13 protein-coding genes are annotated in these 10,235 nt (G+C 65.5%); 7 read left to right on the top strand and 6 right to left on the bottom strand.

Annotation, left to right across the window (positions count from 1 at the left end; translation table 11 throughout):
• Positions 1-307, bottom strand: a 307-nt coding sequence (locus AC1DJT_RS29300; protein WP_476835421.1) for a pyridoxamine 5'-phosphate oxidase family protein, incomplete at its 3' end; no start/stop codon positions are given.
• A gap of 396 nt (positions 308-703) precedes the next feature.
• On the opposite strand from AC1DJT_RS29300, the gene AC1DJT_RS29295 reads away from it, so the two are divergent.
• Positions 704-1,264: an NADPH-dependent FMN reductase gene (locus AC1DJT_RS29295; protein ID WP_441492950.1), complete on the top strand. Its 561-nt coding sequence runs from the start codon at positions 704-706 to the stop codon at positions 1,262-1,264.
• Between the two features lie 50 nt (positions 1,265-1,314).
• Here AC1DJT_RS29295 and AC1DJT_RS29290 read toward each other — a convergent pair whose 3' ends face one another.
• Positions 1,315-1,611 (bottom strand): hypothetical protein, encoded by a 297-nt coding sequence (locus AC1DJT_RS29290; RefSeq protein ID WP_476769927.1) that lies wholly within the window; start codon positions 1,609-1,611, stop codon positions 1,315-1,317.
• Between the two features lie 310 nt (positions 1,612-1,921).
• On the opposite strand from AC1DJT_RS29290, the gene AC1DJT_RS29285 reads away from it, so the two are divergent.
• Complete coding sequence (locus tag AC1DJT_RS29285) at positions 1,922-2,095, top strand: hypothetical protein (RefSeq protein ID WP_476769926.1); 174 nt, start codon at positions 1,922-1,924, stop codon at positions 2,093-2,095.
• 21 nt (positions 2,096-2,116) lie between these two features.
• On the opposite strand, the gene AC1DJT_RS29280 is transcribed toward AC1DJT_RS29285, so the two are convergent.
• Together AC1DJT_RS29280 and AC1DJT_RS29275 are read right to left on the bottom strand one after the other, a co-directional pair.
• A complete protein-coding gene (locus AC1DJT_RS29280) occupies positions 2,117-3,037 on the bottom strand; it encodes a cation diffusion facilitator family transporter (RefSeq protein ID WP_476769925.1) in 921 nt (306 codons plus the stop codon).
• Between the two features lie 56 nt (positions 3,038-3,093).
• Positions 3,094-3,324 carry a hypothetical protein gene (locus AC1DJT_RS29275; RefSeq protein ID WP_441506883.1) on the bottom strand — a complete coding sequence of 77 codons (231 nt, stop codon included), beginning with the start codon at positions 3,322-3,324 and terminating at the stop codon, positions 3,094-3,096.
• A gap of 458 nt (positions 3,325-3,782) precedes the next feature.
• Here AC1DJT_RS29275 and AC1DJT_RS29270 point away from each other — a divergent pair, with 458 nt between their 5' ends.
• The 5 genes from AC1DJT_RS29270 to AC1DJT_RS29250 all read left to right on the top strand — a co-directional run bounded on the left by AC1DJT_RS29270 (position 3,783) and on the right by AC1DJT_RS29250 (position 8,881).
• A complete protein-coding gene (locus AC1DJT_RS29270; protein ID WP_441506884.1) occupies positions 3,783-4,247 on the top strand; it encodes a (2Fe-2S)-binding protein in 465 nt (154 codons plus the stop codon).
• An 11-nt stretch (positions 4,248-4,258) separates the two neighbouring features.
• Positions 4,259-6,433, top strand: coding sequence for a xanthine dehydrogenase family protein molybdopterin-binding subunit (locus tag AC1DJT_RS29265; protein ID WP_476835420.1), 2,175 nt, complete (start codon positions 4,259-4,261; stop codon positions 6,431-6,433).
• A 423-nt stretch (positions 6,434-6,856) separates the two neighbouring features.
• Positions 6,857-7,882: a helix-turn-helix domain-containing protein gene (locus AC1DJT_RS29260; protein ID WP_476769922.1), complete on the top strand. Its 1,026-nt coding sequence runs from the start codon at positions 6,857-6,859 to the stop codon at positions 7,880-7,882.
• A gap of 98 nt (positions 7,883-7,980) precedes the next feature.
• Positions 7,981-8,451: a hypothetical protein gene (locus AC1DJT_RS29255; RefSeq protein WP_476835419.1), complete on the top strand. Its 471-nt coding sequence runs from the start codon at positions 7,981-7,983 to the stop codon at positions 8,449-8,451.
• A gap of 169 nt (positions 8,452-8,620) precedes the next feature.
• The gene (locus tag AC1DJT_RS29250) at positions 8,621-8,881 is read left to right on the top strand and encodes a DUF7696 family protein (protein WP_113518572.1); all 261 of its coding nucleotides are present in this window, start codon (positions 8,621-8,623) and stop codon (positions 8,879-8,881) included.
• A gap of 199 nt (positions 8,882-9,080) precedes the next feature.
• On the opposite strand, the gene AC1DJT_RS29245 is transcribed toward AC1DJT_RS29250, so the two are convergent.
• Both AC1DJT_RS29245 and AC1DJT_RS29240 read right to left on the bottom strand, forming a co-directional pair.
• Positions 9,081-9,365 (bottom strand): BrnA antitoxin family protein, encoded by a 285-nt coding sequence (locus tag AC1DJT_RS29245; RefSeq protein WP_441506888.1) that lies wholly within the window; start codon positions 9,363-9,365, stop codon positions 9,081-9,083.
• A complete protein-coding gene (locus AC1DJT_RS29240) occupies positions 9,362-9,769 on the bottom strand; it encodes a helix-turn-helix domain-containing protein (protein ID WP_441506889.1) in 408 nt (135 codons plus the stop codon). Before AC1DJT_RS29240 ends, AC1DJT_RS29245 begins: the two co-directional genes overlap by 4 nt.
• Between the last annotated feature and the right edge of the window lie 466 nt (positions 9,770-10,235).

Genomic DNA, 10,235 nt, shown 5'->3' with positions numbered 1-10,235 from the left:
GGCGCGTGAGCGCATCCGGAGCGCCGGCTTCGGCGAGCCCGAGCGAGACACGGTTGTCGGCTTCGATATTCCGAGCGTGAACGGCGAGCCTCGCGACGAAGAAGAACGGAGTGCCGTCCGGCTCGACCGCCAGGTTGGTCGCCATCGTATAGGGATAGCCGCTTTGCGGATCGAGCGTTGCCAGGGCGACGAGCCGCGCCGTTCTCAGCAGGCTCCGGGCTTCCTGCATGGCCTCGAAGGGGCGGGCAGCAGCCAGGTTGAGTTCGATGCCACGGGGCGTGATCGGGGTCGTCGGCTGCAGCTGCATGGTGCGTCTCGCGTGGTTTGAGCGGGCCGAGACCTACATCCCTGCCGCGCTCGACCGATAGCTCCGATGGCGCGAGCCGGCCCTGCTTCAAGGCACCTTGCCTACGGGCCATGGCGCCGTAAGGTCGATTCAACCCCGGCAGATGTGATGCGCCGCTCCGTTGGAACAGGCCCTCATCGGGCGGCCATCGGCGCCCTTCCTCGACCCCGCCCCCGAATAGCTGGCGCATGGGCCTGGCCGCCCCCCCGATCGCGCCGCATGTGACGACCGGCCGACCGGGAGAGATCGACATTCAGCTGGCGGGCCATGAAGCTGCCATGCTGGCCGCCGGTGCCGGCAACCGGTATTCCCGGCGCTTCGGATATCCGCCGCCGCACAAGCCAAGGGAAACAGGCAATGGTCAGCATTCTCGGGGTTTCAGGGAGCCTGCGACGCGGCTCGTACAACAGCGCCTTGCTGCGGGCGGCCCGGGCGTCGATGCCTGACGGGGCGGAGCTGGTCGAGGGCACCATTGCCGGTATCCCGCTCTACAACGCCGATGACGAGGCCGAGACCGGCATTCCGCCCGCCGTTCAGGTCCTGAAGCGGCAACTCGCCCAGGCTGACGGGCTGATCCTGTTCACGCCGGAATACAACAACTCGATCCCCGGCGTGCTGAAGAACGCGATCGACTGGCTATCGCGCCCGGCGAGCGATATCGGCCCGCTCTTTGGTGGCCGCCCCGTCGCGTTTCTGGGAGCCTCGATGGGTGGTTTCGGCACCGTGCTCGCGCAGGAGGCCTGGCTGCCGGTGCTGCGGACGCTCGGCACCCGTCCCTGGTTCGAGGGGCGCATGCTGGTCTCGCGCGCGCAGAATCTGTTCGATGAAGCGGGTGAACTGAGCGACCCCGCCACCCGGGATCGCTTGCGCGGATTTCTGGCCGGCTTTTCTACCTTCGTGGCGTCACAGGCTGGCTGAACGCCCCCGGCGGCGGCGGCCCCCGCGCGGGACCGTCACGCATCCCGAGCCTACAGGCAATCCAGCCGGGTGATAATCACCCCTGTCCTGGCGATCTCGAAACTGCGCCCGTCGACATAGTTCACCAGGGCGCCGGTATCGAGCGTATAGGAGGTGCTGCTCAGGCCCGGGTAAAGACGCCAGACAATCACCGTGTAGCGGTTGCCGTCCCCGTCCTCGCAGGGCTCGCGATAGAGTTCGGTCGGCATGGCCGCGATCGAGCGCGGGCGTGCCGGCAGGATCGCCTTGCGACCGAACGACCAGCTGGGCCGCCATCTCGGATGATACGCTTTCGGCAGAACACCCATCTTCGACACCGCAACGCAACGATCTGGATCAACGGAACAACCTGGATTCAACGATTGGGCGGCGCGCATGTTCCCTGCCCTTTCGGCCCTCTCGCTGCCACGGCACCGGCCTTCCCGGGAGCCAATCCAGGTGGTTGCCTGGGAAGCCCCCTTGCAGCATCGCCAGCGAAGCCGGAATGGCGCCCCGCGCTCTMGGACGAGCCGCGCCCCGTGCTGTTCCGGCAGGCAATTTCGAAGGGTTGCCAGGAAGGGATMGATGGCTGCACACTGCCCTCGTTCTGGGGATGCAGCCACGCCGGAGGCCTCGCCTATGCCCGAGATTCCTGTCCTGCTCGCCATCCGGACCGATCGCGAGTTCCGCTTGATCTGCGAGCGGATCGGCCAGCTTGAAAGCAAGCCACCAAGCCCGATCAGAACGATAGAATTGCGCAGGCTCAAGGCAGCCGTGCTGCGCTATGGGCCGCCTGCCTCGCAGCCGCACTGACGGGCGGGCGCGTCCGGCGCTTCAGACCCGCCTGGCTGCGGCCTTGGGCTTGATGAAGACCGAGGTCACGGCGGGTTCGGTCGCCCGGATTTGTCTTTCGATCCGTTCGACGCTCGCCTCGATCCCGCTCGTGGTCAGATCATCCTCGAACTCGAGGCTCAGCGCGACGACGATCTCGTTGGGACCGAGATGGACCGTCGTCATGCCATTGACCGTCCTGACCTCTTCGTCGGCACGGACGATCTCCAGGATGGCGCGCTGAACCTCCGGAATGGCGGCCTCGCCGAGCAGCAGTGCCTTGCTTTCACGGGCGAGAAAGATGGCGGTGGTTCCCAGAACGGCCGCGATGCCGAGCGAGGCGACGCCATCCAGGATCGGCTGATCGAACCATGCGGCCGCCGTGATGCCGACGAATGCGATGGCAAGGCCGATCACTGCCGCGGAATCCTCGAAGAGAACGGAGAAGACGGTCGGATCCTTGCTCTGACGGACCGCATCGAGGTAGCCGAGCCTACCTTTGGTCTTGCGGAATTCCTTGAGTGCGACGCGCCAGGAATAGCCCTCGAAGACGAGCGACAGCCCGAGCACGACGTAGTTCACCAGGAGATTTGTCGCGTGGTGGGGCTCGAGGATGTGAAGAACACCCTCGTAGAAGGACACGCCGGCTCCGACGGCAAAGACCATCAGGGCGACGATGAAGCTCCAGAAATAAAGTTCGCGACCGTGGCCGAGCTGATGCAAGGCGTCAGGCGGGCGCGCCGCGCGCCTCAGGCCATAGAGCAGGAGCAGGCCATTGCCGGTGTCGACCAGGGAATGAATGCCCTCGGACAGCATCGCCGAGCTGCCGGTATAGGCGGCCGCCCCGAACTTCGTCACGGCGATCAGCAGATTTCCAGCGAGGGCGGCGTAGATCACCCTGTGCGAGCCGGTATGCGCTGCCATGCCGGTGATTCCCGCCTGGTTCGGTCAGCGCCGCGAAGGGCTCGCCCGGCGCCGCCCTAATGGGTCAATGTACTCACTTCTTCCTGGGTCAGCGGCTGGCCATCGGCGGTGATCTGTTCCACCCGTCCTTCGAACAGGTCCTCTGCGACGGCCTCCAGGGCGTGTTCGATCGATGGATAATCCATCCAGTAGACAGTCTCGGCTTCGCCGGCATATTTGTCACGCGCACGGAGCAGCACGCCGATCTCGACGCCGGCGTATTTTGCGATCACGTCGACGGGTCTCATGGGGCTCACTCCTCCGTTGCGTGTCGAAACGGAACTGCCGGGGTGAGGCGCTGGTTCCGTATCGCCCGGGAGCGGGGCGCAAGCGCGCAGCGTCGAAGGCCAGCCAGGGGACGGGAGCGGACGCCAGGCCGGTCCATGAGCGACGCCGCACTGGGACCTGCTCGCAGGGGCGGAGTCCCGGTGCCGCCGCCCACCCTTCCCCTTCCATACTCCCGCCATGTTTTGGGGGCGCAGTCCGTCCTGCGATGACGCCCGATCGGCGAATATCATGCTCCGTCCCGTGCCTCTGATCAGCCAACGATTTGCCAACGCGCTGGGGAGACCGCCATGCGTGCCGATGGCTCCAGCGGTGGTTCCGGCCGCGGACTTCCGAGCCCCCGAAATTGGCATTCCCGGCGGTGTGGTGCCGGATAGACAGCTTCATCAGCACGACCAGGGCAGGCCGAGGAGGATGCGCGATGCATGATCTCACCATAAACGGCCACTCCCTCGCGGTTGATGCCCCCGACGACATGCCGCTGCTCTGGGTAATCCGGGATATTCTCGGCATGACCGGAACCAAATTCGGGTGCGGGATCGCCCAATGTGGCGCCTGTACCGTTCATATCGACGGCGAGCCGACCCGCTCCTGCATCACGGCGATCAGCGATGCCGCGGGCAAGTCCGTTACGACGATCGAGGCGATCAGTGAGACGCCAGCCGGCAAGGCGATCCAGGCGGCCTGGTTGAACCTGGAAGTCGTGCAATGCGGCTACTGCCAATCCGGGCAGATCATGTCGGCGAGCGCGCTCCTCGCCGGCAATCCAAAGCCCACGGACGCCGATATCGACGCCGCCATGTCCGGCAATATCTGTCGCTGCGGCACCTATTTGCGCATTCGCGAAGCCATCAAACAGGCCGCGGCCATCGCTGGCGCGCGGTGAGGGCCAGAGCCATGGCACATGCAGAGAATCTCGGGGATCACGTCGTTTCGCGTCGGGCATTCCTCCATGCCAGCGCTGCCGTCGGCGGCGGATTGATGATCGGTGGGCCCTTGCAGGTGGGTGCCCAGCCAGCCGATCCCGCGCAAGCGAAACCCTTTGCGCCCGGGGCCTTCATCCGCATCGACCGCATGGGAAAGGTGACCGTCATCTCCCCGATGATCGAGATGGGTCAGGGCACCTACACCTCGCTGCCGATGCTGGTCGCCGAGGAGCTCGACGTCGACATGAGCAATGTCGCGGTCGAGCCCGCCCCAGCGAATGCAAAGCTCTACGGCAATCCCCTGATCTCCGGCGTGCAGATGACGGGCGGCTCGACCTCGATCCGCGCATTCTATCTGCCGCTGCGCCAGGCCGGTGCGGCCGCGCGAAAGATGCTGATTGCCGCAGCCGCGACCAGGCTGAATGTGGATGCAGGCAGTCTGACGACGCAGCCGGGCTATGTCGTCCACGCCGCGAGCAGCCGCCGGATCGGCTATGGCGAGCTCGTGGACGCCGCGGCCAAGCTTACTGTCCCGAGCGATGTCACGCTCAAGGACCCCGGCAGCTTCCGGATCATCGGCACGCCGGCCAAGCGGCTCGATGCCTCGGCCAAGGTCAACGGCACGGCGATCTACGGCATCGACGTCAGGTTGCCCGGCATGAAGGTCGCCACCGTCTCCGCCTCTCCGGTGTTCGGCGGCACGGTCGCATCCTTCGATGAGGCGGCAGCGCTCAAGGTTCCGGGCGTCCATCAGGTCGCGAAGCTCGACAACGCCATCGCCGTCATCGCCGATCACTATTGGGCGGCGAAGCAGGGCCTGGAGGCCTGCGCTGTCAGGTTCGACGATGGACCGCATGCGGCCACCTCGATGGCCGACATCGTGGCCGCCCTCGCAACGGCTTCGGAAAGCCCCGGCGCCGTTGCCACAAGCGAAGGTGACGTGACTGCCGCCCTCGCCAAGGCGGCGACCAGGGTCGCGGCGATCTACGAGGCCCCGTTCCTGGCCCATGCCACGATGGAGCCGATCAACTGTACCGCCGAGGTCACGAGCGACGGCTGCGATATCTGGGTCGGCTCGCAGGTTCCCGATATCGCCCAGCTCGTCGTTTCGAAACATCTCGGACTGAAGCCGGAGCAGGTGCGGATTCACAACCACCTGCTCGGCGGCGGCTTCGGGCGCCGGCTCGAAGTCGATTTCATCGCCCAGGCGGCGCTCATCGCCAAGCAATCCAAGGGCCCGGTCAAGGTTGTCTGGAGCCGGGAAGAGGACATCCAGCACGACATGTACCGGCCCTATTACTACGACCGGATCAGTGCCGGGCTCGATGCCCGGGGCATGCCGGTCGCCTGGAGCCACCGCATCGCCGGCTCGTCGATCATGGCCCGCTACTTCCCGTCGGCCGTCAAGGACGGCGTCGATCCCGACGCGGTGGAAGGCGCAGCCGAAATCCCCTACGCAATCGCGAACATGCATGTCGATTATGTCCGGGTCGAACCCCCGGGAATTCCGACCGCATTCTGGCGCGGCGTCGGTCCGACCCATAATGTCTATGTGGTCGAGAGCTTCATCGACGAACTCGCCGCGGCCGCGAAGAAGGATCCGCTCGACTATCGACGCGCCCTTCTGGCTGGGAATCCGCGTGCGCTCCATGTGCTGGAACGTGCCGCGCAGAAGGCAGGATGGGCCAAACCGCTGGGGCCACGCCAGGGGCGCGGCATCGCCTTGTCGCAATCCTTCGGCAGCTATCTCGCCGAGGTCGCCGAGGTGACGGTCTCGAAGAGCGGCGATGTCCATGTCGACCGCGTCGTCGCGGTCGTCGATTGCGGGGTCGCCGTCAATCCCAACACCATCGCGGCGCAGATCGAAAGCGGCGTCGTCTTCGGCATCACCGCGGCCTTGTACGGCGAGATCACCCTCAAGGATGGCAGGGTGGAGCAGACCAATTTCGACACCTACCAGATGCTCCGCATCGATGCGGCCCCGACGATCGAGGTCGAGATCGTGGCGAGCAGCGAGGCGCCCGGCGGGCTTGGCGAGCCCGGCACGTCGGCGCTCGCGCCCGCGGTGCTGAATGCGGTCCATGCGGCAACCGGCATCCGGCTCCGCAAGCTGCCGATCAAGCCCGAGATGCTGACGGCTGGGTGATCGCCAGCAGGTCCCGGCCCGATGCCCCACTGGTCGGCCGGGCCGTCGCCACGACAGCAGGGGCTGGCTGCCAACAGTCTCTCGAAAGTCACATCCCGCACGGCCTGAAGGTGCGGCGCGCAAGATTAACGGTCGTGTAACGCCGGATTAACGCCGGTAAATACGCCGCCTCGACTAGAGTTCTCCCAAAGCGCCTCGTTCCCAGCGATGGGCCAACGGGGAACCGCGGGGGGACATATGACTATCTCAAATCGACCCAGCGCAGCGCAGATCGCCCCGTCCCCATTCTCACAGGCTTCGGCATCTGGCGGCGCGATCGGCCGCCCTGTCGCGGGACGCCCCTGGCCGGCGCCTCTGCCCAGGCCCGAGACCCATTCGCAGACATGCGCCTCGCGCAGCATTGCCTGGCCGTTCCCCCCGGGCATGGAGTGTTTCGCGGCCTGGAAGACGGCGCTGTCGCGCCTGGTCGACTGCGCCATACCGGCCGATGCAGACCCGGCCCAGTTCGATTTCCACGGCCGCTCCTGGCAGCTCCCCGAGGCCTTCGTGCAGATCAATGGCGGATCGGCGATGTCCATGTCCCGGAGCCAGCGCGTCATTGACGACCGGCCGATCTCCCAGATGTCGCTCTATGTGCTGACACGCGGAAGCGCAGTCGCCGATTATGACGGTCGCAAGCGCAGCCATGGTCCAGGCGATGTCGTCGCCGTCGACTATTCGCTGCCCTATGAATCCCGTACGCCCGGCTATGAGGGGATCACGCTCACCTTCGACAGGGCCAGCGCGCCGGCCGGGCTTCAGGGCGATGTGCATGGCATGGTGCTGACGGCCCAAAGCAGTGCGGGCAAGCTTCTCGGCACCCTGATCCGGGCCCTGGTGGAGCATATCGACGGGCTCAGCGTCGACCAGGCGCAGTCGGCCGTCGACGGCATCCTGCGCTTTGCCGCAACCGCCCTTCCCTCCGGCGGGCCGAGAAAGGAACGCGAGGATGTTCCGCTCTTCGATCGCGCTCATCGGCTGGCCCGAGGCAGGCTGTCCGACCCGGATTTCGGCCCAGACGACCTGATGGCCGCGCTGGGCGTCTCGCGCTCGAAACTGTTCCGGTCGTTCGAGGCCCATGGCGGCGTGCGGCGCTGGCTGGTCGGGATCCGGCTGAGCGCCAGCCTGCAGGTGATGATCAGGTCTGCGGGAAGGCTGAAGATATCGGCGATCGCGCATCAGCACGGATTTCGCAGCGAGGCCCATTTCAGCCGTGCGTTCCGGAAGCGCTATGGCATGAGCCCAAGCGCGGCTCAGGCCTCGAGCCTGCACGCCCATGGCAATCTGGCATATCTGACCTGGGCGGAGCAGGATATCGCAGCCGGGGGGTCGACGGCCGAGGCCTGGCTCGCCTCCGCTCGCACCCGAGCGTGGGCGGGAGCAGGACGAGAGCGCTCATCGCGCGTCTGAACCGGCGATTCTGGGTCTGAACTCCCATCAGCGGCGCCCCCCTGGCCTCCCGGCGTCGAACTGCCCTCAAGCTCTACAGGAGCGGGCGACGCCGCACCTTGCCCGCCGATCTCATCTTGATGAYTGGACGTCCCAATGCACGGCTCCTCCCGGTTCGGGGCCGTGACAGCGCGATCGATATCGCGGATCGAGCGTTGCGGATGAGATCTGAAACCTTCCGGCTGGCCCTGGAAATCGCGACGATCTGCCCGAAGACAATCAAAGCCGGCCTTCGGCAAGAAGGCCCAAGCAACAAGCACCGGGTGGGGCGCGACGATTTCATGCAAAGACCGCAAGACGGCGGAGCGCCGGGGGCGCATTACGCGCCGACGCAGCCTTCCGCTCTGGGCCGGGTCCTACGCAAGGCCTGGGCGCTCGTGACGCTGGCGAAACGCCGCGCGCAGGAGGACGAAGCGTGGGATGGGCTGGAGGTCTTCGACATGCTCGGCGGCTGGCAGGGCACAGGCGCGAGGCGCCGTAATAGCGAGCGACGTGCGAACAGGAAACAGCCGCAGCGCCAGACGTCATGAGCCCAGGTCGGGCTCGGGATTCCAGGTTTCCATCGCGGTGGCGAACCGAATGCGGATGCGGCCGCTGAACCGGCAGTTGGACAGAAACATGTGAGGATGCCGCGACGTTCGGCTCGTCACGGCGCTACGGGAATGACAAAGGCTACTCTGTCACTTCAGGAGATTCGCCTTGTCTGCCCCTGCCCCTTCCTTCGCCTGGTCCCATCTCGCCGGGCGCGAAGTCTCGACCTCGTCGGAAGAGTGGCGGCACGAATGCGAGATCGCCTATCTGCTGGCGATGCCGACCGCGAAGCGCAACACCTTCCTCGATGGCGTTCCCGGCTCGACCGATCGCGAAGAGCGCGGCATCAAGGGCGTCCGCGGCGAGGCGGCGGTGGCCAAGCTTCGCGCCGAAATCATCCGCCTGCACGGTCTCAAGAACAAGACCTAAAGCATCGGCCCGAAAAGTGGATTGCGGTTTTCGGGAAAGCCGAAGCAATCACAGATCGTTAGATCACGCCGCATTTGGACGAAATCGTCAAAATGCAGAAAACATGATCGACACCAATGGTTCAGGGCATGCTCAGTGCGAAAGACCGTTGCCGCTTGTTCGCAGCATGCTCGGGCGGCGCGGCCCGTCGCCGCTCGTCTCAGCCGTCATTCGACGAGTTGAGATCCTCGGTCTTCAGCGTGTCATCGCCGACGAGGCCCGCGGCCTGGCGCAGCGCGTCGTTGACGCGGTCCTGCCAGCCTGGTCCGCCGCTCTGGAAATGATCGAGGACATCGCGGTCGATCCGCAGCGTCACCATCTCCTTGGCGCCGGGAAGCGCCGGCCGCTTCTCGATMACGGGTGGCGCTTTCGGCGCGGCCGGCTTGAACAGGGCTTCGGCCTGGTCGCGGGCGCTGGTCGGCCGGCGCGGTCTGTCGTGGTTCATGATGCGTCCCTGCTCTTGCTGCGGGCTTTCCTGACGACGTCAGGCTCGTTGGTCAATCGCTCGCGGCGTTCCGTCTTCTCTGCCGTGCTTGCGTCCATCTCGCTCATGGCGTGGTCCGCCGCGCGTGCGGCGCGGGCCCGCACCGTGCTGGCGCTGACCTTGAGCGAGGCATGTGACGCTGTCGGGACAGTTGTGGGCACAAAGCCCTTCCGCAGCCGCACGCCGGCCCCCTCGCCATTCTCGGCGATGAAGATGACGCCGGCTTCGGACAAGGCGGCCTGCATCTTCTCGACGCTGCTCATCCTTGCATCCTGGCCCGCCTCGAAACGGTTGACGGTATTGACGCCGACACCGGCCTTCTGCGCCAGCTCGGGCATGCTCCAGTTCAGGGCCGCACGGGCCATTCGGCATTGATATGATTTCATATGGTGATATTATCACCATATACGATTATTATCAAGTATGTTTGATGAGTGCACTCGCAGCCGGGTCTCTGGTTGGAAGGAACACCGTCRAAAAACAGGGAGCGCCCCGCAGCGCGCTCCCTTCTGCGTCAGTCCGTCTGTGTCCGAACCTGCCAGGCCATCGGACTTCCCGTGCCAGCATCGGCTGTCCCGAAAACCGGAAACCACTTTTCGGGCCGATGAACCTTTGCTGCCGGCATCGGCTGGCCCGAAAACCGGAAACCACTTTTCGGGCCGATGAACCTTTGCTGCCGGCATCGGCTGGCCCGAAAACCGGAAACCACTTTTCGGGCCGATGCCTTAGATAAACAGCGGATCGGTCGAGAACGGCGCGGGCGCCGGGCCGAACAGAAAATCATCCTGGTTGAGAAAAACCTCCTGCCCAAAGCTCTCGAAGAGCGTGATC

Source organism: Allobosea sp. 05T422_2, assembly GCF_056396265.1.
The sequence above is the reverse complement of the archived record's forward strand: the minus strand, read 5'-3'. Positions and strand labels throughout refer to the sequence as shown.